The following is a 25,029-nucleotide window of genomic DNA, read 5'->3' as shown; positions in this document are numbered from 1 at the left end:
CCGCTCAGCCCGGCACCTCCATCCGCTGCGTGCCGACGACCGACAGCAGCCGCAGCGCCTCCTCGGCCGGTGAGCCGGGCTCGGCGGTGTAGATGATCACCCGCTGGTCCCGGTCGGTGATGTCCAGCACATCGCAGTTGACGGTGATGGGCCCGACGAGCGGATGGTGCAGCGTCTTGCACAGGGTGGGCCGGGCGGACACATCGTGGGAGTCCCACAGCCGGGCGAACTCCTCGCTGCCCGAGCGCAGCTCGGCCACCAGCTCGGTCACCTCGGGGTCGTCGGGGTAGCGGGCGGCCGCGGCGCGCAACCCCTGGGCCGAGGTCCGGGCGAACTCGTCCACGTCCGACACCCCGTACAGCCGCCGCCCGTCCCGGCGCGGCCCGAGGAAGGCGCGGCGGACGAAGTTGCGGTCGCGGCGGGAGAGGGCGGAGAAGTCCTCCATGAGGGCCGCGGCCAGATCGTTCCAGGCGATCACCTCGTACGTCGCGGAGAGCACGATCGCCGCCGCGTTCGGCAGCCGCCGCAGCAGGTTCGCGATGCTCGGCCGCACCTCGCGGGAGGGCCCGGCCGGCGGGCCCGGCGGGGCGCCCGCGAGATGGTGCAGATGTTCGCGCTCGGTGTCGCCCAGCCGCAGGGCGCGGGCCAGCCCGGTCAGCACCTCGCGGGACGGGCGCGGGGCGCGGGCCTGCTCCAGCCGCGTGTAGTACTCGGTCGAGATGAACGCCAGCTGCGCTACCTCCTCGCGCCGCAGCCCCGGCGTCCGGCGCCGCGTCCCGGCGGGCAGCCCCACGTCGGCGGGTGTGATCCGCTCACGTCGGCTGCGCAGGAAGGCCGCCAGCTCTCGTCTGTCCACGCCCTCAGTGTGCGCGGACGGCCGGGGGCTCAGCCAGGTACAGCCGGTGCCTGGCTGGGCCCCGGCACCCGCGCCAGCCTCGGGAGCATGAACACACCGAACACCACCCCCGAAGCCGCGCCCCGCACCCCGGCCACCGGCCTTCTGGCCGGCAAGGTCGCCTTCATCACCGGCGCCGGGCGCGGCATCGGCGCCGCCGCGGCCCGCCTCTTCGCCCGGGAGGGCGCCCGGGTGCTGCTGGCGGCCCGTACGGAGGCCCAGCTCAAGTCGGTCACCGAGGAGGTCAGGGCGGCCGGCGGCACCGCGGATCACGTGGTGTGCGACCTGGCCGACCCGACGAGCGTCCGCGCCGCCGTCGACCGGGCCGTGGAGCTGTACGGCCGTCTCGACGTGGCCTTCAACAACGGCGCGACGATCCAGCAGCCCGGCCCGATGGACCAGCTGCCGCAGGCCGACTTCGACCACGTCTACGCCGTCAACCTGCGCGGCCCCTGGCTGGCCATGAACGCCGAGGTCGCCGCCATCCGCGCCACCGCCGGAACCGGCGCCATCGTCAACAACTCCAGCGTCGGCAGCCTCATGGGCAACCCCGAACTCCCCGCCTACGGCGCCATGAAGCGCGCGGTCAACAGCCTCACCGAGTCCGCCGCCGTCACGTACGGCCCGGAGGGCATCCGCGTCAACGCCATCGCGCCCGGTGCCACCCTTACCGAGATGATCCGCGCATGGGAGGAGGAGTCCCCCGGCGTCGTCGAGCGGATCACCAGCCACACCCCACTCCGCCGCGCCGCCGACCCGGACGAGATCGCCCAGGCCGCGGCCTGGCTCCTCAGCGACCGCGCCTCGTATGTGACCGGCGTGGTCCTCCGGGTGGACGGCGGCACCCGGGCCTGAGGCCGCCCTCGACGCTCTCGACACCCTCGACACCGGGGAACTCGAGGACTACGCGTCCTGATCGCCCGGCCCCGCCCCGGCCTCACGCCGGGGCGAACTCCGGCTCGAGCCCCGTCAGGTCGCGGCTCGCCGACCACAGGTGGGCCGCGACTTCCGCGTCGGCCAGGTGACCTCGGACGGGGCGGCGGCGCGGGGTGCCGCGGAGGGCGAAGTGGCGGGGGACCCACAGTTCGCCGCCGGTGATGGACGGGTCGAGGACCGCTCGTACGGCGGGCCAGGCGGCCGCGTCCTTGCCCTGGACGAGGAGCCCGGCGGGCAGGCCGCGCAGCCGTTCGGCGGGTGTGCGGACGTGCAGGGGCGGGCGGGACGGGGTGAGGGAGTCGAGCGCGCCGCCGGGGTGGGTGACCACGCTCCGCACCGTGCTGCCGGCCGCCCTCAGCCGCCGGTCGAGTTCGAAACCGAAGAGCATCTGGGCCAGTTTCGAGCGCCCATAGGTGCGCTCGGGGTCGTAGTCGCGGGTGCTCTCGAGATCGTCCAGGTCCAGCCGCTCGGATGTGGCCGCGAAGCTGCCCGTGATGACGACGCGGCCCTCGGGGGCGGCCGCGAGCAGTGGGGCCAGCCAGTGGGTCAGCGCGAAGTGCCCGAGGTGGTTGATGCCGAACATCGCCTCATGGCCGTCCCCGGTCTCGCGGCGCGGCGGCTGGTCGAACTTCACCCCGGCGTTGTGGACGACTGCGTCCAGACGGTCCGCCCCCAGCGCTGCCGCGGAGGCTTCGAGCGACGAGAGATCGGCCAGGTCCAGCCGGATATGACGCACCAGGGCGCCGGGGACCCGGGAGCGGATCGACGCCACGGCGGCGTCCGCCCTGCCCGGGTCGCGGCTGCCGAGGACGACGGTGGCTCCCGTACCGGCGAGCTGTTCGGCGACGAAGTACCCGATCCCCGCGTTGCCTCCGGTCACCAGAAGGGTCTTTCCACGGGCCTGTGGAAGGCGGTGGACATCCCACCGCTCGGCGGGGGATCGGGTCGGGGCCGCTGAAGGCATACGGGGCTCCTCGCGTTCGTAAGGGCGGGGCGGGACCCCAATGGGGCGGAGACCCCAATGGGGCGCGCGCTGAACGCGTATCAGCCTTACGGCCGTCACCGACGCCCCGCCGACAGAGGGTCGTCATCCCTCGCGCCCCGCCGACAGAGCCGCCGTCATCCCTCCGCCCCCACCGACAGAGCGCCGTCATCCCGCGCGCCCCGCCGACAGATCGCCGCTCAGGCGAACCCGTGACCCACCGGCCCCGCCACATCCAGCGTGTCCTTCACCATGGCGAGCGCCGCGCCCAGGGGGCTGGAGCGGCCGCCGCTCACCGTGATGTCGCCCGCGTCGGGGCAGCCGTAGACGGCGGCCTTCTCGGGGCCCCGGAGGGCGTACAGCGGGTCGACCGGTTCCGTCTGCTCCAACGCGACGCGGACGACGAGCGGTTCATCGGCGCTCGCGGTCGCGACCGACCGCAGCCGACGGCCCCGCGCGGCAGCCGTACGGGCCGCCTCCGCCGTCCCGGCGTCGATCCCCGGGCCCGCCTCCGTCCTTACGGCCGTCGCGTCCCACCCCCACAGCAGCGCCGCCAACAGCCGCACCTTCACGGCCGCGTCGGCGCCGGAGAGGTCGGCCGTCGGGTCGGCCTCGGCGATACCGCGCCGCTGGGCCTCCGCGACCGCGTCGGGCAGCGCGTCGCCGTCCGCCAGCCGGTCCAGGACGAAGGTGGCGGTCCCGTTCGGGCAGGCGCGCAGCGTGCGGCAGCCGAGGCCGCGTACGCCGATCCGCGCGAGGTCGGCGGTGGGGAGGGCGGCTCCGGTGGCGCCCGAGATCCGGATGCGGCTGCCGCCCTCGGCCGCCGCCCGGCCCAGCTCGCCCCAGTGGCCGAGCAGATGGCTCTTGGTGGCGGTCACCACATGGACCCCGCGCCGCAGGGCCGACAGCGCGTCCGCGGCGGCCTGTTCGCGCACCGCCGGGGACGACGGCACGGCCTGGGCGAGCACCGCCGCCCCCGTACGCTCCAGGGTCTCGGCGAGCGGCGGCAGCGGGCCCCAGCCGGTGCGCGGCTCCGGCGGCAGCCCCTCGGCCGCGCTGGTGCGCACGGCGGCGAGCCGCAGCGGCAGCGCGCCGCCGGTCAGCCGCTCGGCGTAGGCCCGGCCCACCGGGCCGTACCCCGACAGCACGACGGAGGGGCGGGCGCGGACGTCGGCATCGTGTGGCATGCGGCCAGTCTTCCGTGCGGACCCGGCACCGCTACGCCGGGCGGGCCGCCCCCGCGAAGGGCATGTCCGCCACGGAGGCCAACCGGACCGGGGCCCCGGGGTGCGGCGCGTGGATCATGCGGCCGTCGCCGACGTAGAGGCCGACATGGCTGATGCCGGAGTAGAAGAAGACCAGATCGCCGGGGGCCAGTTGATCGCGGGTGACCCGCTGTCCGGCGTTGATCTGGGTGTATGTGGTGCGGGGCAGGGCGACCCCGGCGGCGCGCCAGGCGGCCTGGGTGAGCCCCGAGCAGTCGTAGCCGTGGGGGCCGGTGGCGCCCCACACATACGGCTTGCCGAGGGCCGCGTACGCGTAGGAGACGGCGCGGGCGGCGCGGCCCTCGGCGGGGGCGGGGGCGTCGGCGGCCTTGTCGCCGTCCCGCGCCGCCAGCAGGCGCTGCCGCTGCTCGAGGGTCAGCCGGTCGAGGAGGCGGTCGGCGGCGGCGAGCTTCTCCTGGACGGTCCGCTTGTGGTGGGCGGCGGCCGCCCGGGAGGCGCGCAGAGCGGCGAGGCGGTCGGCCGCCTCGCCGCGGACCTGGCGTAATTTCCGCTCCTGACGGCCGATCGTGGCGATCAGGGCGGCCTGGCGGCTCCCCGCGCGCTCGACGAGCGAGGCGCGCTGAAGGTACTGCTCCGGGGAGGAGGACAGGGCGAGCTGGAGGGCCGGGGCGATCGTCCCCGAGCGGTACTGGGCGGTGGCGAAGGCCCCGAGGGCGTTGCGCGCGGTGTTGAGCCGGGTGGTGCGGCGGGCGGCCTGGTCGCGCAGCGCGTCCAGCGTCCGGCGGGCCTTGTCGGCCTTCTCCCTCGCGCCGTTGTACCGCTCGGTGGCCTCCTCGGCCTCCCGCTGGTACTCGTCGACCTTCGCCTTCACCTGGGCGGGCGTGAGGCGGTTCTCGGCGTGCCCGGTGCCGTCGAGGAGGGTGGCGGACGCGGCGCCGGTGAGGGCGAGGAGCGCGGCCGCGCGGGCGGTGCCGCTGGTGAGCGAGCGCTGCTTGGGCTTCCTGTGCGACGCCACTGCGGCGGTTCACCTGGTCTTTCTTGGGCAATCCAGTTCGGGCAATCCAGGACATTCGGCAGATCCTGGACCCTTGTGGGGCACGGACGGGCAGGTGGCAGTCCGCCATGAGGCGGGGACCCTCGGTTGACGGGAAGCGGACTGCCACCTGGAGGAGGAAGCTAGGCCGGAAAGCGGGTGCCGTGCGGGGGATTGAACGGGAGTGCACGGATTTCGTCGCTCCCGTGACGGCTGCTGATCGCCCGGCGAGTGGGGTGGTCGGAACTGTGAGTCGGCCATGATCGAAGCGGCGATAGGGCCCCACCCGAGTGCCGGGTGATGATATGCGCGCGGCTAGTCTCCGGAGCCATGGACGTACTCATTCACGTGTTCGTCGGCCTCCATATCGTCGGCATCGGCGCGCTGCTCGGCGGCTTCTTCTCGCAGCTCAAGGCCGCGCGGGCGGGCGAGGCCCGGATGATCCCGGCGATGCTGCACGGCGCGCTGACCATGCTGGTGACCGGCGTGGCGCTGGTCGGGCTCAACCAGGCGGACGACAACAGCGTCAACACTGTCAAAATCGGCGTAAAGCTGGCGCTATTGGTCGTTATTCTCGGCCTGGTCTATGTGAAGCGCGACGAGGAGAAGGTAGAGTCGGCCGCCTTCGGCGCGGTGGGTGCCTTGACAACGGCAAACATCTTCATCGCCGTGCTGTGGACCTGACGAACGAATGTTCTGGGGGTAATCCCACGACAACGCGACACGATCCCGAGGCAACCGTTTGCACTCGCGAGCTGTCTTAGTAAAGAGCGAGGCAGTCGAGAGGAGTGGCCAATGGGGGTATTGGGGGCAGTCAGAAGTCATGGGCGGCGCGTGGGCGTCGCGCTGGGGCTGGCGGGGATGGTGGTGCCGCTCGCGGTGGCCGTCGCCGGTCCGGCGCAGGCTCAGGCGCGGCCGCTGGGCCGGTCGGCCGGCACGGTGACACCGGTGAGCATGGCCGCGTCGTCGTGCACGACCACCGCGGGGCCGTATCAGCGGCAGGCCGAGCGCTTCCTGGGCCGTCCGGTGGACGGGCGGCAGTCGCGAGCGGACTGTCTCGCGATCCAGAAGTTCCAGATCGACCACGGCATCAGTCCGACGATCGGCTACGCGGGCCCGATCACCTCGGGTGTGATGAACCTCATCAGCGCCCAGAAGGCCGCCGGGCACAACCCGAACGCGGCGCGGAAGTGCCCGACCAACAAGGGCCGGATCGCCTGCGTCGACCTCACCCGCCAGCTGAGCTGGGTCCAGGACGGCTCCCGGCTGGTCTACGGACCGGTGCCGGTGCGGTCCGGGCGGGACGGCTTCGAGACCCGCACCGGGCTGAAGAGGGTCTACTGGCGGAACATCAACCACTGGTCGACGCTCTACAAGGTCGCCATGCCCTACAGCCAGTTCTTCGACGGCGGCCAGGCGTTTCATTCGATCGACGGCAGCGTATGGTCGCCGCCCGGCTCCCACGGCTGCGTCAACATGCGTAAGGGCGACGCCAAGAAGTACTGGAGCCTGCTGAAGAACGGCGACGACGTGTACGTCTACGGGCGCAAGCCCGGCACCTGAGGCGCTGGCGGCGCCGCTGAAGCGCTGACGGCGCCGCCGAGCCGATGACGATGCCGCTGCCCGGGGTCCCGGCCCCGGGCAGCGGCATCGTCGGGATCAGGGGGCCTACGAGGGCCGTACGCTCCCGTAGATCGGCATCTCCGTGATCGGCGCCTTCTTCACCACATCGCCCGGCTTCGGCGCGTGGATCATCATCCCGTCGCCGATGTAGAGGCCGACATGGCTGATGTCGTCGTAGAAGAAGACGAGATCGCCCGGCTGGAGCTGCGACGTCGAGACCCGCGTACCGGCCTTCACCTGGTCCCAGGTGGTGCGCGGCAGCGAGATCCCGGCCGACTTCCAGGCCGCCTGCGTCAGCCCCGAGCAGTCGAAGGAGCTGGGCCCGGTGGCGCCCCAGACGTACGGCTTGCCGAGCTGCGCCTTGGCGAAGGCAATGGCCTGGGCCGCCTTGGAGCTGCCTGCCGGGGCCGAGGGGGTGGAGGGCGCCGTCGAACCGGAGCCACCCGCGTTCTGCTGCTCCTGCTCCTGCTGCTTCTTGCGCGCGGCCGCCTCCTGCCGCTGCTTCTCGGCCAGCTCGGCGGCCTTACGGCGGGCCTCCTCCGCCTTCTTCTTCTCGATCGCCGCCAGCCGCGCCTTCTCCTTGGCGGTCAGATTCGCCAGCAGCCGCCGCGCCTCGGTCAGCTTGTCCTGGACGGTCTTCTTCTGGACCTTCAGCTGCTTCTGGGACGCGGTCAGCGAGGCGAGGCTCTCGCTGGCCTTGCCGCGCTCCTTGGCGGCCTTCACCCGCTGCTTCTGGAAGTCGTCGACGGCCTGCTTCTGCCGGCCGGTCATCCGGTCCATCAGATGCGACTGGTCGAAGACGTCCTGCGGATCGTTGGAGAACAGCAGGGTCGCGGCGGAGCGGGCCATTCCGCCGTCGCGGTACTGGGCGGCGGCGTAGTTGCCGAGCATGCGCCGCGCCTCGTTGAGCTTCTCGGTGCGCTGGGCGACGGAGTCCAGCAGCTTGTCGACCTTGGCCCGCTGCTGGTCGGTGCGCTCCTTGGCGGCGTTGTAGCGCTGGGTGGCGGTCTCCGCCTGGTGGTACAGGGTGTCGACCTTCTCCTTCACCTGCTCGATCGACTGGGCGGCCGGCTTGGGGTCGGTGGGCGCGGCGTTGGCCGACTGGGAGAGGAGGGTGACGGATGCGAGGGCGGCCGTGGTGAACCCGACGGCCGTACGGCGGCTGTGACCGGTGAGCGGGGCGGGTATTCGGCTCCGCGGCTTGCGGTGCGACGCCAAGGGAGGCGACTCCTTCCGTGGACCGCCTACCGGGTTAGCTGTCGGGTTCGGGCGGTACGGAAGGCTGCCCTACGGCCGTGTCCGGGCGGCACTGTCCGTGCCGCACCGTTTCGGGCCGATTCACCCCGGTGTTGCGTTGTTGGGTCCCCGGCTCCGGGCGCCTCACGGCGTACCGGACTCGGCGGAGGCAGCCCGTGCCGACGTGGTTCGCCGACGGATCTTCCGGGCCGCCTGACGCAGGACGGTAGCCAACACGTGGGGCTCCTGTGAAGACTGGTGACCGTTTTGCCCGAAACCGTTTCGTGATGTTCGGACGTCGGCTGTCAGTGGGGCGGCCTAGACTCGGGGAGCGATGAGCAGCCTCTTTGACGACAGCTTCCTGGCGGACCTCGGGCCTCCTTCGGACGAGGAGCGGCCACCGCCGCCCGAGGAATCGGCACACCCTGGTCACGGCGGTGCCGAGGACGTGCCGCATCACCTCTTCAGCGGCGATTTCGACGCGCCCGTGCCCCGGGAGGCCCACTACCGGGACGGCGCGGCCCGGCCCGTCGTGGACCCGTCCGCCCTGCTCGAGGGGTTGAACGAGCAGCAGCGGGCCGCCGTGGAGCACACCGGCTCGCCGCTGCTGATCGTCGCGGGCGCCGGCTCCGGCAAGACCCGGGTGCTCACCCACCGCATCGCCTATCTGCTCGGCGCCCGCTCCACCCACCCCGGCCAGATCCTCGCCATCACCTTCACCAACAAGGCGGCGGGCGAGATGAAGGAGCGCGTCGAGGAGCTCGTCGGCCCCCGGGCCAACGCCATGTGGGTGTCCACCTTCCACAGCGCCTGTGTCCGCATCCTGCGCCGGGAGTCGAAGAAGCTGGGCTTCACCTCGTCGTTCTCGATCTACGACGCGGCCGACTCCAAGCGACTGATGGCGCTGGTCTGCCGGGATCTGGATCTCGACCCCAAGCGGTTCCCGCCGAAGTCCTTCAGCGCCAAGATCTCCAACCTCAAGAACGAGCTGATCGACGAGGAGACCTTCGCCGGGCAGGCGGCAGACGGTTTTGAGAAGACGCTGGCCGAGGCGTATGTGATGTACCAGGCGCGGCTGCGCGAGGCCAACGCGCTGGACTTCGACGACATCATCATGACCACGGTCAATCTGCTCCAGGCGTTCCCGGACGTCGCCGAGCACTACCGCCGCCGCTTCCGGCACGTCCTGGTGGACGAGTACCAGGACACCAACCACGCGCAGTACACACTCGTGCGCGAGCTGGTGGGCACCGACACCGAGGAGACCACGGCCGCCGAGCTGTGCGTGGTGGGCGACGCCGACCAGTCGATCTACGCCTTCCGGGGCGCCACGATCCGTAACATCCTCCAGTTCGAGGAGGACTACCCCACCGCGCGGACGATCCTCCTCGAGCAGAACTACCGCTCCACCCAGACCATCCTGAGCGCGGCCAACGCGGTCATCGAGCGCAATGAGAACCGCCGCCCGAAGAACCTGTGGACGGACGCCGGCGCCGGGACCGAGATCACCGGCTATGTGGCCGACACCGAGCACGACGAGGCCCAGTTCGTCGCCGACGAGATCGACCGGCTGACCGACGCGGGCGACGCCAAGGCCGGGGACGTGGCGGTCTTCTACCGCACCAACGCCCAGTCCCGTGTCTTCGAAGAGGTCTTCATCCGCGTCGGGCTGCCGTACAAGGTCGTCGGCGGCGTGCGCTTCTACGAGCGCAAGGAGGTCCGGGACGTCCTCGCCTATCTGCGGGTGCTGGCCAACCCCGAGGACTCCGTCCCGCTGCGCCGGATCCTGAACGTGCCCAAGCGCGGCATCGGCGAGCGCGCGGAAGCCATGATCGACGCGCTGTCGCTGCGCGAGAAGATCACCTTCCCGCAGGCGCTGCGCCGGGTCGACGAGGCGTACGGCATGGCGGCCCGCTCGGCCAACGCCGTCAAGCGGTTCAACACGCTCATGGAGGAGCTGCACACCATCGTGGAGTCCGGGGCGGGCCCGGCCACCGTCCTGGAGGCGGTGCTGGAGCGCACCGGCTATCTGGCCGAGCTCCAGGCGTCCACCGATCCGCAGGACGAGACCCGGATCGAGAACCTCCAGGAGCTCGCCGCCGTGGCCCTGGAGTTCGAGCAGGACCGCGGCGAGGAGAACCCCGGCACCCTCGCGGACTTCCTGGAGCAGGTCGCGCTCGTCGCCGACTCCGACCAGATCCCCGACGAGGACACCGAGGGCTCCGGCGTGATCACGCTGATGACCCTGCACACGGCGAAGGGCCTGGAGTTCCCGGTCGTCTTCCTCAGCGGCATGGAGGACGGCGTCTTCCCGCATATGCGGGCGCTCGGCCAGACCAAGGAGCTGGAGGAGGAGCGGCGGCTGGCCTATGTCGGGATCACCCGGGCCCGCGAGCGGCTCTATCTGACCCGCTCGACGATGCGCAGCGCCTGGGGACAGCCCGCGTACAACCCGCCGTCCCGCTTCCTGGAGGAGATCCCGGACCAGTATGTGCGCTGGCGGCGCACCGGCCCCGCCACCCCGTCGGCGTCCATGGGCGGTATCGCCTCGACCCCGCCGTCGGGGCTGTCGTCCGGTCTGTCGACGTCGCGTTCGCGCACCGGGGGCAGCGGGTTCGCCACCCGGCGGGCCCAGGAGCGCCCGGTGGTCGCCCTGGCCATCGGCGACCGGGTCACCCATGACTCGTTCGGGCTCGGCACGGTGGTGGCCGTCAAGGGCAGCGGGGACAACGCGGAGGCGACGATCGACTTCGGCGACGAGAAGCCGAAGCGGCTGCTGCTGCGGTACGCACCGGTGGAAAAGCTGTAGCGACTGGTGGAGAAGCTGTAGCGGGGGCGCAGGCCCGTGCGGGCGTCGCGCGGCGGTTGCGGGCGTCGCGCGGCGGTTGCGGGCGTCGCGCGGCGGTGACGCGGCGCGGCGGTGGTCCCGGATCAGGTCGGGTCGAGGCCCTTGCCGCGCAGCCAGGGCAGCGGGTCGATGGCCGCGCCCCCGCCCGGGTGGACCTCGAAGTGCAGATGCGGACCGGTGGAGTTACCGGAGTTCCCGGAGTACGCGATGGTGTCCCCGGCCTTGACGGTCCCGGAGCGGATCTTGGCGCTGCTGAGGTGGCAGTACCAGGTCTCCGTGCCGTCCGGGCTGGTCAGCACGACCATATTGCCGTAGGCGTCGTTCCACTGCGTCTTTACGGTGCCGTCGGTGGCGGCCATCACGGGCGTCCCGTAGCTCACCGGGAAGTCGATACCGGTGTGCACCGACATCCAGTTGATACCGGCCTGGCCGAACATGGCGCTCAGGCCGTGCTGGGCGACGGGCAGCGCGAACTTCGGGCGCAGCGCCTCCTTGCGCGCCGCCTCGGCCGCCTTGCGCTTCTTCTCGGCGGCCTGGCGCGCCTGGAGGTCGATCCGCTCCTGGGTGCGGCTGGCGCGGTCGCGGAAGTCGTCGGCGCCCTCGCGGACCCCGGCGAGCTGGGAGTCCAGCTTGCTGTTGGCGACGGAGGGCTTCACGGGGGCCGCCGCGGTGTCGGGGGCGGCCTGAGTCGTGGACTCGTCCTTCTTGTCGCTCCCCACGCCGCTGACCGAGGCGGCGGCCACGGCGGTGACGCCCAGGGCGCAGACGGAGGGGACGGCGACGGTGAGCAGCGCGGAGCGCTTGGGGCGGGGCGAGGGGGTACGGCGGCGGCCGCGGCCCACCTCCCGGCGAGGGGAGGGGGCGGATTCCCGCATGACCGCCGCCTCGGGTTCAGGTTCCGCTTCGGGGCCGGGGTCGTCGTACGGCCGGTCGGCCTCGTCGACCGGCTCGAAGACGGCGGTGTGCTCGTACGCGCCGGGCTGCTCGGGGATGACGGCGTGCTCGGGGATGACGGCCTGCTCGGGGATGACGGCCTGCTCGAAAGCGGCCGTCTGCTCGAACGCGGCGTTCTGGTCGTAGGCGTTGGACTCGAAGACGGCCGTCTGGTCGAAGGCGTTGGCCTCGTGCTCGGGCTGATCGAAGCCGGAGTGGTGGTCGAGCCCCTGCTGGTCGAGTCCCGGATGGTTCAGCCCGGAGTGGTCGTACCGCGCCTCGTCCACGGTCCCGTAGCCGGAGGTGTCCCAGACCTGGGTCTGACCGGTGTCCACGCCCGAGGTGTACGCCTCGGCCTCGTACCCCGTCCCGTGGTCCCACTGCTCCGGCAGCTCGGTGTGGCCGGTGGCGCCGGTGTCCCAGGCGCCGATGTCCCACTGGGCGCCGGTCTCGGCGTCCTGCTGGGCGGGGATGCCGGTCGGCAGGTGATAGCCGGCGGCGGCCCACATCGCGGTGGTGTCGTAGGCGCCGGAGTCGTAATGGGCCGTGTCGTAGTGACCGGTGTCGTGGTGACCCGTGTCATGGCCCAGGTCGTAGTGGCCGGTGGCGTACGAACCGGTCTGGTGGTGCTGGTCGGGCGTGGCCCACTGCGAGGCGTCGTACTGACCGCTGTGGGCGCCCTGCCCGCCGTCGTAGGCGCCCGGAAGCGCGCCGAAGAGGGGGTCGCTGTCGCCGTAGAGCGGGTCACCGTCCCCGTAGGCGGTGGCCAGGTGGGCGAAGTTGCCGGTGGAGTACCCGTCGTACCCGGCGTAGCCGTGCGCTGTGTCCTGCCGCTGACCGTAAGCCTCGCCGTACGGATACGAGGCGTCGGGAGCGGGGACGGTCGGAGAGGCCCCCGACGGGTGACGGTCGTTCACCACCAACTTCTCTTTCGCCTCGGCTGCAGGAGAATTAGCGGCGACTGTACCCGGCAGTACGCGGCAGCGACAATCTTCCGTGAGTTTTGAGCATCTCGGCAAAGGGCATTTGGCCGTCTTTCGGCTGACTGTACGTGCTTCCTTGGCCGGATGTTCGATTGACGTTCGGCAATTCCGAGGCCTCTGAACCATCGGGAACCGCGCTAGGAGCGTCCGCCGGGGCCCCGTCGGCGGCGTCCAGAGCCTCGTGGATACGGGCGGCGACGGAGAAATGCACCGCCAGGGTGAGATGTCCGATTCCGTTGACGCGGATGTTCTGGGAGATCACATCCGGATGATCTATCCGGGCCGTCTCCTTCGGGGTCATCAACTGATCCACATCGCTCCGGAAAGCGATGAATCGCGTACGGCAATCGGGGGCAGGCTGCCGCAACTCCGTTATCACCGAGGAGTCCGGGCACATCTGACGCACGAGCGGATGTGCGGACAACAGGGGCGCGATACGTGTGCCGCCGTACGGGGAGGCCCGGCACCGCACGGTGAATGGCGCTGTGACCGCGGGACGCGGGACCGCCCGTCGCACCGCGGCGCCATGCGGCTCGTGACGGCGCTGCGCGGTGCGACGGTCCCCGCTGCGGCTCCCCTGAGGTGGCCGACCCGAGCGTGCGCGGCGTCCGCGCGGCGGATGCGCGAGGCGCGGTGTGCGATGCGCGGCGCGCGCGGATGCGGATGCGGATGCGGCCTTCAGTGAACGTGTCCCACGTGTGATTTCCCCCTCGCCGCGCGCCGCGAAACTGCCGGGTAGGGGATGCTGGGGATAACGTTCGTTCACGTCGATGTGGGCGAGGCCGCGACGGTTTGGAGGCTGCGATGGGTGTGACCGGTCCGATCCGCGTGGTGGTGGCCAAGCCGGGGCTGGACGGCCATGACCGTGGTGCGAAGGTGATCGCGCGGGCACTGCGCGACGCGGGCATGGAGGTCATCTACACCGGGCTCCACCAGACCCCCGAGCAGATCGTCGACACCGCGATCCAGGAGGACGCCGACGCGATCGGGCTGTCCATTCTGTCCGGTGCCCATATGACCCTGTTCACCAAGGTGCTGGAGCTGCTGCGGGAGCGCGACGCGGAGGACATCAAGGTCTTCGGCGGCGGGATCATCCCCGAGGCGGACATCCCCCCGCTCAAGGAACTGGGCGTCGCGGAGATCTTCACCCCGGGCGCGACCACGACAGCCATCGTCGACTGGGTGCGCGAAAACGTCCGCCCGGTAACCGCCTGAGCCGCCGCACCGCTCTCGCCCCGGGGCGTCCGGGTCACGCCGGGTCGAGCTCTGCTCGCATCGCTTCTCTGAGCCGGAGCGTGCCCACCAGGCGTTGGAACGCCTCCGCCCAGTAGCCCCCGGCTCCCGGCGCCGCTCCCTCTCTCTCGTCCGGTATCGCCGTCAGCACTTCGAGGCGGTCCGCCTGGGTCGGGTCAAGGCAGCGCTCGGCCAGGCCCATGATGCCGCTGAAGCTCCAGGGGTAGCTGCCCGCGTCCCGGGCGATGTCCAGGGCGTCGACGACGGCCCGGCCCAGCGGCTCGGCCCAGGGCACCGCGCACACCCCGAGCAGCCGGAAGGCGTCGGACAGGCCATGGGACGCGATGAACTCGGCCACCCACTCCGCCCGTTCCCGGGAGGGCAGCGCGGAGAGCAGCTTCGCCGGGTCGCGCCAGGCGGCGGGGGCCGCCTCCCCGGCGGTGACCGGCGCGACCGCCGGGGTGCCGAGCAGCGCACGGCACCACTCGGCGCTGCGCTGCCGCACGGCGGCCCGGCACCAGGCCGCGTGGAGATCCGCCTGCCAGCCGTCCGCGACGGGCAGCGCCACGATTTCGGCGGGACCGCGTCCGCCGAACCACTCAGTCCAGCGGTCCAGCGGGGTCGCCTCCACCAACTGACCCAGCCACCAGGACCGTTCCCCCCGGCCGGAGGGCGGCTTGGGCACGATGCCGTCGCGCTGCATCCCGCTGTCGCACTCGTCCGGCGGGCGGACGGCTATCCGGGGGGTCTGTTCGGCGGCGGTCTGTTCGGCCGCGGTCGGCCCGGCGGCGGTTGGCCCGTTGTGGGTCGACCCCTCGTCGGTCGATCCCTCGATGGTGGGCGCATCAGCGGTCGGCTCATCCGCGGTCAGTGACACGCAGCTCCGCGACCGCTCGGCCATGCGCGCGGCGAGCGCCGAGCCGGGGAGGGCGGAGAGCAGCTCGGCGGCGGTCGCCCGGACGTTCCGGCTGCGGTCGGACAGCGCCTGTTCGAGGAACGGCTCATCGGACGGGGAGAGATCGTCGCGCAGCGAGTCCAGGAACATCAGCCGGTCCTCGGCCCGCTCGGTCGACCAGGTGCCGCTGAGCAGCGCCAGCCCCGCCGCCGGGTCGCGATGGCGGGCCACCGCCAGCAGCGACACCCGCTCGGCGAACAACCCCTCTTCCCACAGCCGCTGTTCCTCGTCCGGTGCGGCGGCGGCCTCGGACGGCTCCGGGTGCGCCGCGGCCGCCCGGCCCGCCGCGCCTCGCAGCGCGAACTTCCAGTCCGGGTTGAGCCGGGCCAGCCACAGCGCGCGCGGCCCGCCGAGCGTTAGCGCCTCGGCCCGCAGATCGGTGCGGGCCCGGGCCGCATCGAGCAGCGCCGGGAGCAGCGCGTCGGGCACGCGATAGCCGTGGTGATTGGCCAGCGCCAGCCACTGCGGCAGCAGCTCGGCGAGGTCGGGCGCGGAGCGCGAACCGCCGCGCCCCGGCGCCGAACGGTCGGCGAGCAGCAGCGCCAGCCTGCTGCGGGCGGCCGTGGGCAGCGCCGGCCGCGGATCCTCGGGCGCCCGGCCCGGCCCCGGCCGGGCGGGCGCGGGCCGCAGCCCGGCCCGCCGCCGCACCGTGCTGAGCGCGGCCGCGTCCAGCAGGGCGGACGGCGCGTCCTGCCCGGGGCGCGGGGCGACGGGCGGGGTGCGCCGCTCGGTCCCGAGCAGCGCGGCCGCGACAAGATCGTCCCAGGACGCGGTGGGGGCGGTGGGCGCGGCGGACGTGCTGGACGTGACGGGCGTGCTGGACGCAGTGGACGTGCTGGACGTGACGGAACTGCTGGATGCGGTGGACGTGCTGGACGCGATGGGCGTCGTACTGGTCAACGGGTGCCTCCCTGCGCTGCCGTGCCGATGAGCGAGACGGGGGTCGGATCCCAGGTGGTGATGGGGGAGAAGCCACGATGGCCGCACTCACCGAAGACGGTGACCGGGCCACCGCCGGATATCGCCATCAGCTGCCACAGATCGGTGCGCCCCGCGCAGCGCGGATCGACGGGCAGCGCCGAACCGCTCCGCTCATCCGCCAGCTGCCATCCCTCGTCCCCCGGGACCGGCACCACATCGGCGAGCACCACCGGCCAGCCGTCCAGCCACGGATCCTCCCCGAGCGCCGCCCCATAGGCCGCGAGCGCGGTCTCGACATCGCACCCCTCGGGGGCGCGCGGCATATCGCACCCCGCAGCGGCCGGGGGCGCCGTAGGAGGCGGGCCTTCCGCCACCTCCTCCTCATACAGAGTGCCGATCGCCGCCCGCAGCGGCCGGGCCGCCGGGTAATACGCGAGGTCCGCGTCGAGCACCAGGCCGGTGGGCAGCGCGAGCTCGGGGGACTGGCCGGGGGCGCTGAACGAGAGCAGCAGCGCCATACGGTGCGTACGCTCGCCCTGCAGCCAGATCCGGCGCGTGGTCAGCCTGCCGTCCGTGCCGTCCTGGCGGCCCAGGACCAGCCAGCGGTCCCGGATCGCCTCCTCCGTGGCCAGCAGCTCGGCCACCGGTGTCGTGAGCCCCACGCGGGTGCGCGTGGTGGCGGCCAGCTTCTCCGGGAGGCGGTCCAGGTGGAGAAAGCCCTGGTTGAGCAGGTGGGCCAGCGCGCACTCCGCCAGCAGCCGGGCGGGCCACCCCGGACCGGACGACGGAATCGCCGCCAGCTCCCGCACCCGCGCCTCCAGACCCGGAGCCTGGGCGTCGATCATCCGCGCGGCCGTCTCGTCCCACGCCCCGTACCCGGCGCGGTCGGCGGAGGCCAGACCGTCGCGGAGCAGATCGGCGAGCCGCCGCTCCAGCTCCGTGGCACCCGCGGCGATCCGCTGGGCCCGCCGCTCGGCGCGGCGGCGCGCCGCCTCCGGATCGGCCGCGCCTCCGCTCCCCCCTTTCCCCGCGCCGTCCCCCGCCCCGCCGCCGGGGCCCGGGCCCCCATCCCGGGCCCCGGCGGCGAGCTTCTCGGCCCGCTCCCGCCGGTCGCCGAGCCACTGCTCGGCCCACTCCGGCGGCTCCCCGCCCGCGGGCACGCCCCCCTCGCCGGACGCCCACAACAGCAGCAGACCCAGCGCGTGCTTGCACGGGAACTTCCGGCTCGGGCAACTGCACCGATAACCGGGCCCGTTCAGATCGACCACCGTCTGGTACGGCTTGCTGCCGCTGCCCGAGCACAGCCCCCACACCGCTAGCCCGTGCGCGCCCGCGCCCGACCACGTGCCGGCCGCGGCGAGCCTGCCGCCCGCCGTGCGCGACGCGGCGTCAGGAGCCAGGGCCAGCACCTGCTCCGCCGTCCAGCGTTCCCCCTGCGGATTCATGTCTGCGACGGTACGGGCACCCACTGACAATCGCCCTGACCTGGGCGTTCGCTGACGGAGGGCCGGTTGTCAGTGGGGTGGTGCAGTGTGGTTCACGCGTCCGGAAACGGAACGAGGAAACGAGTCGTGGGGGAGCTGTGACCGTCACTGTGCCCGGAACCGAATCCACCGATACGAGCGGGGCGGCCGAGGCCGCCGGAGCCGCGGAAGCGCTGCGTCCACACGCGGAGGTCGCCTTCGCCGCCGAGCTGAGCGCGCTGGCCGCCGCCGACGACCGCCCGCGCCCTGCGCGCTGGCGGCTGTCGCCGTGGGCGGTCGCCACCTACCTGCTCGGTGGCACGCTGCCCGACGGCACCGTGATCACACCCAAGTACGTGGGCCCGCGCCGCATCGTCGAGGTCGCCGTCACCACCCTCGCCACCGACCGCGCCCTGCTGTTGCTGGGCGTGCCCGGCACCGCCAAGACATGGGTCTCGGAGCATCTGGCGGCGGCGGTCAGCGGTGACTCGACCCTGCTGGTCCAGGGCACCGCAGGGACGCCCGAGGAGGCCATCCGGTACGGGTGGAACTACGCCCAGCTCCTCGCCCACGGCCCGAGCCGGGACGCGCTCGTGCCCAGCCCGGTGATGCGCGCGATGGCGGACGGCATGACCGCGCGCGTGGAGGAGCTGACGCGCGTCCCGGCCGATGTGCAGGACACGCTGATCACCATCCTCTCCGAGAAGACGCTGCCGATCCCGGAGCTGGGGGAGGAGGTCCAGGCGGTCCGCGGCTTCAATCTGATCGCGACCGCCAACGACCGCGACCGCGGGGTCAACGAGCTCTCCAGCGCCCTGCGCCGCCGCTTCAACACGGTCGTGCTGCCGCTGCCCGCGACCCCGGAGGACGAGGTCGACATCGTCTCCCGCCGCGTCGCCCAGATCGGCCGCTCGCTGGAGCTCCCGGAGCTCCCGGAGGGCGTCGAGGAGATCCGCCGGGTGGTCACGGTCTTCCGCGAGCTGCGCGACGGAGTGACCGGTGACGGCCGTACGAAGCTGAAGTCGCCCTCGGGCACCCTGTCCACGGCCGAGGCCATCTCCGTGGTCACCGGCGGCCTCGCCCTCGCCGCCCACTTCGGCGACGGCGTGCTCAGGTCGGGCGATGTGGCCGCGGGCATCCTGGGCGCGGTCGTCCGTGACCCGGCGGCCGACCGCGTCATCTGGCAGGAGTACCTGGAGACGGTGGTCCGCGAGCGCGACGGCTGGAAGGACTTCTACCGCGCGTGCCGAGAGGTGACCGCATGACGGGCGCCCCACGGGCGCGGGCCGCGGGCCCGCTGCTGCTGGGCGTCCGGCACCACGGGCCCGGGTCGGCGCGGGCGGTGCGGGCCGCGCTGGACGCGTGCCCACCGCGCGTGGTGCTGATCGAGGGGCCGCCGGAGGCGGACGCGATCGTGGGGCTCGCCGCCGAGAAGGACATGCGTCCGCCGGTGGCGCTGCTCGCCCATGCCGCGGACGACCCGGGGCGCGCCGGGTTCTGGCCGCTGGCCGGGTTCTCCCCGGAGTGGGCGGCCATCCAGTGGGCGCTGGCCCATGAGGTTCCGGTGCGGTTCATCGACCTCCCGGCGGCCAACTCGCTGGCCATGGCGGCGAAGAAGCCCCCGCCGGCCGAGCCCGCCCCGGCCGCTGAGCCCGCCCCGGCCGGTCCGTCCGATCCGGCCGGTACGCCTGCCACCGAGACCGGGACCGAGGCCGAGACCGAGGTCGAGGCCGACCAGGCCGCGCCGGCCGGCGCCTCCGCCGAGCGGATGCGCGTCGATCCGCTGGCCGTCCTCTCCGAGGCGGCCGGATACGACGACCCGGAGCGCTGGTGGGAGGACGTCATCGAGCACCGCGGCACCGGCGGCGCCGAGGCGTTCGCGGCCGTGGCGGAGGCCATGGAGGCGCTGCGCGCCGAGTACGGGCACGGCGGGCACGAGGACGACGCCGTGCGCGAGGCCCATATGCGGCTGCGGCTGCGCGAGGCGCGGCGGGAGTTCGGGGACGAGGTCGCGGTCGTCTGCGGGGCGTGGCACGTACCGGCGCTGGGGGAGCGGACCACCGCGACCGCCGACCGGAAGCTCCTCAAGGGGCTGCCCAAGGTCAAGACCGAGATCAGCTGGGTGCCGTGGACGCATCGCCGGCTGGCCCGGCACAGCGGATACGGGGCGGGCATCACCTCGCCCGGCTGGTACGACCACCTCTTCCACGCCCCGGACCGGCCGGTCGAGCGCTGGCTCACCAAGGTCGCCGGGCTGCTGCGGGACGAGGACTTCGGGGTGTCCTCGGCCCATGTCATCGAGGCCGTAAGGCTGGCCGAAACCCTGGCCGCCATGCGCGGACGTCCGCTCGCCGGGCTCGCCGAAACCCTCGACGCCGTAAGGGCCGTGATGTGCGACGGCTCCGATGTGCCGATCGCGCTCGTACGGGACCGGCTCGTGGTCGGCGACATCCTGGGCGAAGTCCCCGAGTCGGCTCCGGCGGTGCCGCTCCAGCGCGATCTGACCCGCACCCAGCGCTCGCTGCGGCTCAAGCCCGAGGCGCTGGAGCGCGAGCTGGAGCTGGACCTGCGCAAGGAGACCGACGCGGGACGCAGCCGTCTGCTGCACCGGCTGCGGCTGCTCGGGGTCGACTGGGGCACCCCGGCCGTCTCACGGGGCAGCACCGGCACCTTCAGGGAGACCTGGCGGCTGCGGTGGGAGCCGGAGCTGGCGGTGCGGGTCGCCGAGGCGGGGGTGTGGGGCACCACGGTGCTGTCGGCGGCCACCGCCAAGGCGGAGACCGAGGCCCGGAGCGCCAAGGGGCTCGCCGAGGTGACCGAGCTGGCCGAGCGCTGTCTGCTCGCCGGGCTCTCCGCGGCCCTCCCCGTCGTGATGCGCTCGCTCGCCGACCGGGCCGCGCTCGACGCGGACGTCGGCCATCTCGCCCAGGCCCTGCCCGCTCTGGTGCGCTCGGTGCGCTACGGGGACGTACGGGGCACCGACACGGCCGCGCTCGGCGAGGTCGCGGTGGGGCTGGCCGAGCGGATCCTGGTCGGGCTGCCGCCCGCCTGCGTCGGTCTCGACGCCGACGGCGCCGCCGAGATGCGCCGCCATATGGAGGCCGTGCACCGGGCGATCGCCCTGCTGTCGGAGACGGAGACGACCGGAACGGAAGCCGGGACGTGGCCACATACGCGGCCACACACGCGGCCACACCCGCAGCCGCACACGTGGCCACACCCGCAGACCGACATGTCGACAGCCGACATGTCGACAGCGGAGACGCGGTCGGCCGAGCCCCGCGCCGCCGATGGCCTGCGGGCCCGCTGGGCGACCATATTGCGCAACCTCGCCGGGCGGGACGGCGTCCCCGCCACCCCCGGCCTCATCCGGGGCCGCGCCGCGCGGCTGCTGCTGGACGACGGCCGGCTCGCCGAGGACGAGGCGGCCCGGCTGATGGGGCTCGCGCTCTCGCCCGGCACCCAGCCGCCCGAAGCGGCCTCCTGGATCGAGGGGTTCATCGGCGGCGGCGCGGGCGGCGGCATGCTGCTCGTCCACGACGAGCGGCTGCTCGGCCTGGTCGACCGCTGGCTGATCTCCGTTCCCGCCGAGGCGTTCACCGACGTCCTGCCGCTGCTGCGGCGCACCTTCTCCGCGTATGACACCGGCGTGCGCCGCACCCTGGGCGAGCTGGTCCGCCGGGGCCCCGTGGCCGACGGGTCCACCGGCGCCGACGGCCAAGGCGCCCCCGCCGCACCCGGCTTCGGCCCCGGGCTGGACCCGGACCGCGCGGCCGCCGTCGTACCGACGGTCCGGCTGCTGCTGGGTCTCGACCCCGTCCCGCACACCAACGACACCATGGAGGCAGCCCGATGACGCACGACGCCCCTCACGCTGCTGCCGCCCCTCACATCGATGCCGCCCCTCATGGCGGCGCGGACCCCCATGGCGGCGCCGACCCCGGTCACGACAGTCCCCCGAGCGCCCACCCCCGGACCGACCAGGAACGGCTGCGGCGCTGGCGGCTGGTGCTCGGCGGCCAGGGCGCCGACGGCACCGGCTGCTCGCTCAGCGGGGCCGATGCCGCCATGGACCGCACGCTGGAGGCCCTCTACGGCTCCGGAGGCGGCGACGGCGCGGGCGGCAGTGGCACGGCGGTCGGGCGCAGCGGCGGCTCCCAGGGCGCCGGGAGCGGCGCGCGCTCCGGCGGGCTCGGCGGCTCCGCGCCCCAAGTGGCCCGCTGGCTCGGTGACATCCGTACGTACTTCCCCACCTCCGTCGTCCAGGTCATGCAGCGCGACGCCATCGACCGGCTGGGGCTGTCCGCCCTGCTGCTGGAGCCGGAGATGCTGGAGGCCGTGGAGGCGGACGTCCATCTCGTGGGCACGCTGCTGTCCCTCAACAAGGCGATGCCGGAGACCACCAAGAACACCGCGCGGGCCGTCGTCCGTAAGGTCGTCGAGGACTTGGAGAAGCGGCTGGCCACCCGCACCCGCGCCACCCTCACCGGAGCGCTCGACCGCTCGGCCCGGATCAGCCGCCCGCGCCACCGGGACATCGACTGGGACCGCACCATCCGGGCCAACCTCAAGAACTACCTGCCCGACCACGGGACGGTCGTCCCCGAGCGGCTCATCGGATACGGCCGGGCGGCGCGCGGGGTGAAGAAGGACGTGGTGCTGTGCGTCGACCAGTCGGGGTCGATGGCCGCGTCCGTGGTCTACGCCTCGGTCTTCGGCGCCGTGCTCGCCTCGATGCGCTCCCTCGCCACCCGGCTGGTCGTCTTCGACACCTCCGTGGTCGACCTGACCGAGGAGCTCGACGATCCGGTGGACGTCCTCTTCGGCACCCAACTCGGCGGCGGCACCGACATCAACCGCGCGCTGGCCTACTGCCAGTCGCAGATCACCCGGCCCGCCGACACCGTCGTCGTCCTCATCAGCGACCTCTACGAGGGCGGCATCCGCGAGGAGATGCTGAGCCGGGTCGCCGCGATGAAGGCGTCCGGGACGCAGTTCGTGACGCTGCTCGCGCTGTCCGACGAGGGGGCGCCGAGCTACGACCGCGAGCACGCGGCGGCGCTCGCCGCGCTGGGCGCGCCCGCCTTCGCCTGCACCCCAGATCTCTTCCCCGATGTGATGGCCGCGGCCATCGAACGACGCCAACTGCCTATACCGGACATGGCGATGCATCAGTGATCCTGGGCTTGCGCCGACCCCTCTGGGTCGTGCAAGGATCATCCTCGTCGCCCAGGACATGAATCCAGCCATCGGGTTGGCGATGTCGTCCTGTTCCGGCGGCCCACAAGCCATATCGCCACGCTTACGTGCCCGTTGTACGCCTCGTACTCAGGGAAGGCCCCGCTCGTGTCTGTCACGTCCGCCATGCCTGTCGCCGTGCGCCTGCCGCGCACGGTGGCCGCGCGGCGGGCGCTGCTGGCGGCGCTCTTCCTCGGTGGCTTCCTCGCCCTGGCGTTCCTCTTCGGCGGCAGCGCTCACGCCGCCGAGCGGAGCGACCAGGGCGCTGCCGTCGGCGCGTCGGCCGACCGCTCCCACGTGTCCCGAATGCTCGACCCCTCGGGTGTCGAGTCGGGTGTCGAGCGGGCGCGGCAGCATGCGGAGCGGCACGCACCGCCCGTGGTGGCGCGTACCACTGATACGGCGGAGGAGGTCGTACGGGAGACCGTGCGGCCCATCCAGGAGCCGGTCGAGCGGCAGGCGCAGAAGATCACCGAGCCGATAGACGACCTGGTCGGCGGCGCCACCAGCGGTGAGCTGCCGGTGCGCCTTCCCGAGGTCGGCATCGGTGACGCGATCGGCGTGGGCCCCCAGGGCTCCGCGGGGCACCACGGCCCGGCCACCGAGCACCACGCGGCCGAGGCCGAGCCGGCGACCGTGCACAAGGCGGCGCCCGCGGCGCAGGAGCCGATGGGGCCCGGGGCACACGCCCAGGCCGTCTTCGCGCACCACGACGCGGCCGTCTCCCACGACGGGCACGGGCCCGTCGTCCGGGCGGCGTTCTCCGGCACCGGTCCGGACGGTGGCGCCCCGGCGCCGCTGCCCCTTCCGCGGTCCCCGCTCGGGGCCACCTCCCAGTACACCGGCGACAGCGGCGCCTCCCGGGGTGGGAACACCCAGGCCGCTCTTCCGCCGTCCGGCGTGCCGTCCTTCGGACTGAAGCCCGGTACGGTCCGCGCGGAGAGCTCGGCGCCGACGCGCGAGCGGTTCAACGAAGTCCTCGAATTCCCCGGCTAGGGCAGACCTCACTCCCGTCTGTTTGAGACCTGCCGCGCGGGGGCGGGTCAGGTCTGCCCGTCCGAAACCTCTCTTGACTTTCGAAGGACTTCCTCCAGCATGCGCAACAACCTTCGCCGCTCCATCCTCGTAGCCGCTGCCGCCACCGGTATCTGGGCCCTCGGCTCGGCCGCCGCCTCTGCCGCCGAGAACCCGGCCGTGCCCTCCACCGACGGTGTCACCAGCACCGTGGACGGCGTGACCAAGACGGTCGACGGTGTGACCGGCGGCGTGGCCGACACCTCCAAGGTGACCGACACCGCGAAGAAGACCGTGGACGGCGCCGCCTCCACCGTCGACGGCGTCACGGCCCCGGTGCGCGACCGCGTCCCCGGCGCCGAGAACCTGCCGCGGGTCTCGGATGTCACCAAGACCGTCGAGCACACAACCGACGGCCTGACCGGCGACGTCGCCGGCAAGCCGGACAAGGTCGTCAAGAAGGCCCACAAGGCCGTCAAGGGCGTCGAGAAGACCGTCAAGAAGACCACCGACCTCGACCTGCCCACCGGTGAGGTCCCCGGCGTCGTGCCCGGGCTGCCCGGCCTCGGCTCGCTGCCGACCCTGCCCGACACCTCCACGCTGCCCACCGGCGCGCTGCCGAACGTCGACGGCGTCACCGGTCAGCTGCCCACAGAGCTCCCCGCCACCCCGAAGCTGCCCACCGCCCCGGGTTCGGCCAATGACCTGCTCGCCTCCCTCTCCGGCGCCGGTATCCGCCCGGAGGAGCTGACCGGCAAGGTGCAGGGCGCCGTCGGCACCACCAAGCCGGTCGTCGACGGTGTGGCCTCGGACGTGCTGCCGCCCGCCGTGTACCGCCTCGTGGTCAAGGTCGTCCCGGTCGCCGAGCGGACCGTGGGTGACACCGGTGCGCTGGCCGACGACGCCGTGGCCCGCACCACCCCGTACGCGGACGTCGTTACCGGCAGCGCCGAGGGCTTCGCGCTGGGCACCGCCTCCAACGTGGTTCCGGCCGCCCAGGACACCGTCGACCGCCTGGTGCCGGTCGTGGTGAGCGTGCCGTCCACCGCCGTTCCGTTCGCGCAGGACGTGGCGGGCACCACCGTGCCGTTCGCCCACGGCCTGGCCACCGGCGTGGTCGGGAACGCCCAGACCACCGTGGGGAACGCCAAGGACGGTGCGCTGAGCCTGCTCCCGGCGGTGCCCACCGACCTGACCGACGTCGCCAACATCCCGGCCCTCCCGGTGCTGCCGGCCGACCTGCCGCAGCTCCCCGCGGACCTGCCGACCGTCCCGGCCGACCTGCCGCAGCTGCCCACCGACCTGCCGACCGTCCCGGCCGACCTCCCGCAGGTCCCCGCCGACCTGCCGCAGCTCCCGGCCGACCTGCCCTCCGTCCCGGTCCAGCTGCCGACCGTTCCGGGCACGCTTCCGACCGTCTGATCGCTCCGGCGGGCGTCAGACAGTCAGGCCGTGAAGGCCGAGCAGGCCGCGAAACCGTAAAACCGTAAGGCAAGCGTCATCGACCGGG

The 25,029-nt window shown here is 73.1% G+C and carries 19 protein-coding genes and 1 riboswitch; of the genes, 10 read left to right on the top strand and 9 right to left on the bottom strand.

Going from position 1 to position 25,029, the window contains the following annotated elements:
- Positions 1-4: 4 nt before the first annotated feature.
- On the bottom strand, positions 5-856 hold the full coding sequence (locus ACT2CW_RS00645; RefSeq protein WP_445515139.1) for a helix-turn-helix transcriptional regulator: 852 nt from the start codon (positions 854-856) through the stop codon (positions 5-7).
- Between the two features lie 87 nt (positions 857-943).
- On the opposite strand from ACT2CW_RS00645, the gene ACT2CW_RS00640 reads away from it, so the two are divergent.
- A complete protein-coding gene (locus tag ACT2CW_RS00640) occupies positions 944-1,750 on the top strand; it encodes an SDR family NAD(P)-dependent oxidoreductase (RefSeq protein WP_445515138.1) in 807 nt (268 codons plus the stop codon).
- An 82-nt stretch (positions 1,751-1,832) separates the two neighbouring features.
- Here ACT2CW_RS00640 and ACT2CW_RS00635 read toward each other — a convergent pair whose 3' ends face one another.
- The 3 genes from ACT2CW_RS00635 to ACT2CW_RS00625 form a co-directional block, all read right to left on the bottom strand.
- Positions 1,833-2,795: an SDR family NAD(P)-dependent oxidoreductase gene (locus ACT2CW_RS00635; protein WP_445515137.1), complete on the bottom strand. Its 963-nt coding sequence runs from the start codon at positions 2,793-2,795 to the stop codon at positions 1,833-1,835.
- A 218-nt stretch (positions 2,796-3,013) separates the two neighbouring features.
- Complete coding sequence (locus ACT2CW_RS00630) at positions 3,014-4,000, bottom strand: homoserine dehydrogenase (protein WP_445515136.1); 987 nt, start codon at positions 3,998-4,000, stop codon at positions 3,014-3,016.
- Positions 4,001-4,031: 31 nt separating this feature from the next.
- Positions 4,032-5,054: an NlpC/P60 family protein gene (locus ACT2CW_RS00625; protein WP_445515135.1), complete on the bottom strand. Its 1,023-nt coding sequence runs from the start codon at positions 5,052-5,054 to the stop codon at positions 4,032-4,034.
- Positions 5,055-5,402: 348 nt separating this feature from the next.
- On the opposite strand from ACT2CW_RS00625, the gene ACT2CW_RS00620 reads away from it, so the two are divergent.
- Positions 5,403-5,756 (top strand): hypothetical protein, encoded by a 354-nt coding sequence (locus ACT2CW_RS00620; protein WP_182467469.1) that lies wholly within the window; start codon positions 5,403-5,405, stop codon positions 5,754-5,756.
- A gap of 120 nt (positions 5,757-5,876) precedes the next feature.
- The gene (locus ACT2CW_RS00615; protein WP_445515653.1) at positions 5,877-6,635 is read left to right on the top strand and encodes a L,D-transpeptidase; all 759 of its coding nucleotides are present in this window, start codon (positions 5,877-5,879) and stop codon (positions 6,633-6,635) included.
- Positions 6,636-6,740: 105 nt separating this feature from the next.
- Here the strand turns inward: ACT2CW_RS00615 and ACT2CW_RS00610 are convergent, their stop codons facing one another.
- Entirely contained in the window at positions 6,741-7,913 is a 1,173-nt protein-coding gene (locus ACT2CW_RS00610; protein WP_414082487.1) for a C40 family peptidase, read from the bottom strand.
- A gap of 8 nt (positions 7,914-7,921) precedes the next feature.
- Positions 7,922-8,107, bottom strand: a riboswitch (cyclic di-AMP (ydaO/yuaA leader).
- A 158-nt stretch (positions 8,108-8,265) separates the two neighbouring features.
- Here ACT2CW_RS00610 and pcrA point away from each other — a divergent pair.
- The gene (gene pcrA / locus ACT2CW_RS00605) at positions 8,266-10,740 is read left to right on the top strand and encodes a DNA helicase PcrA (protein WP_445515134.1); all 2,475 of its coding nucleotides are present in this window, start codon (positions 8,266-8,268) and stop codon (positions 10,738-10,740) included.
- A gap of 122 nt (positions 10,741-10,862) precedes the next feature.
- Here the strand turns inward: pcrA and ACT2CW_RS00600 are convergent, their stop codons facing one another.
- Entirely contained in the window at positions 10,863-12,632 is a 1,770-nt protein-coding gene (locus ACT2CW_RS00600) for a M23 family metallopeptidase (protein ID WP_445515133.1), read from the bottom strand.
- Between the two features lie 31 nt (positions 12,633-12,663).
- Complete coding sequence (locus ACT2CW_RS00595) at positions 12,664-12,996, bottom strand: hypothetical protein (RefSeq protein ID WP_445515132.1); 333 nt, start codon at positions 12,994-12,996, stop codon at positions 12,664-12,666.
- Between the two features lie 503 nt (positions 12,997-13,499).
- Here ACT2CW_RS00595 and ACT2CW_RS00590 point away from each other — a divergent pair.
- Positions 13,500-13,910, top strand: coding sequence for a cobalamin B12-binding domain-containing protein (locus ACT2CW_RS00590; RefSeq protein ID WP_138915170.1), 411 nt, complete (start codon positions 13,500-13,502; stop codon positions 13,908-13,910).
- A gap of 34 nt (positions 13,911-13,944) precedes the next feature.
- Here ACT2CW_RS00590 and ACT2CW_RS00585 read toward each other — a convergent pair whose 3' ends face one another.
- Both ACT2CW_RS00585 and ACT2CW_RS00580 read right to left on the bottom strand, forming a co-directional pair.
- Positions 13,945-15,783 (bottom strand): DUF5691 domain-containing protein, encoded by a 1,839-nt coding sequence (locus tag ACT2CW_RS00585; protein WP_445515131.1) that lies wholly within the window; start codon positions 15,781-15,783, stop codon positions 13,945-13,947.
- Positions 15,780-17,249: an SWIM zinc finger family protein gene (locus ACT2CW_RS00580; protein WP_445515130.1), complete on the bottom strand. Its 1,470-nt coding sequence runs from the start codon at positions 17,247-17,249 to the stop codon at positions 15,780-15,782. Before ACT2CW_RS00580 ends, ACT2CW_RS00585 begins: the two co-directional genes overlap by 4 nt.
- Before the next feature lie 137 nt (positions 17,250-17,386).
- On the opposite strand from ACT2CW_RS00580, the gene ACT2CW_RS00575 reads away from it, so the two are divergent.
- The 5 genes from ACT2CW_RS00575 to ACT2CW_RS00555 all read left to right on the top strand — a co-directional run bounded on the left by ACT2CW_RS00575 (position 17,387) and on the right by ACT2CW_RS00555 (position 24,941).
- The gene (locus ACT2CW_RS00575; protein WP_037953373.1) at positions 17,387-18,532 is read left to right on the top strand and encodes an ATP-binding protein; all 1,146 of its coding nucleotides are present in this window, start codon (positions 17,387-17,389) and stop codon (positions 18,530-18,532) included.
- Entirely contained in the window at positions 18,529-21,123 is a 2,595-nt protein-coding gene (locus ACT2CW_RS00570) for a DUF5682 family protein (RefSeq protein WP_445515129.1), read from the top strand. Before ACT2CW_RS00575 ends, ACT2CW_RS00570 begins: the two co-directional genes overlap by 4 nt.
- Entirely contained in the window at positions 21,120-22,445 is a 1,326-nt protein-coding gene (locus ACT2CW_RS00565; RefSeq protein WP_445515128.1) for a VWA domain-containing protein, read from the top strand. Before ACT2CW_RS00570 ends, ACT2CW_RS00565 begins: the two co-directional genes overlap by 4 nt.
- Before the next feature lie 168 nt (positions 22,446-22,613).
- Positions 22,614-23,501 carry a hypothetical protein gene (locus ACT2CW_RS00560; RefSeq protein ID WP_445515127.1) on the top strand — a complete coding sequence of 296 codons (888 nt, stop codon included), beginning with the start codon at positions 22,614-22,616 and terminating at the stop codon, positions 23,499-23,501.
- Between the two features lie 99 nt (positions 23,502-23,600).
- Positions 23,601-24,941 carry a hypothetical protein gene (locus ACT2CW_RS00555; protein ID WP_445515126.1) on the top strand — a complete coding sequence of 447 codons (1,341 nt, stop codon included), beginning with the start codon at positions 23,601-23,603 and terminating at the stop codon, positions 24,939-24,941.
- Positions 24,942-25,029: the final 88 nt, after the last annotated feature.

It is taken from the genome of Streptomyces sp. NEAU-174 (assembly GCF_052665095.1).
The sequence above is the reverse complement of the archived record's forward strand: the minus strand, read 5'-3'. Positions and strand labels throughout refer to the sequence as shown.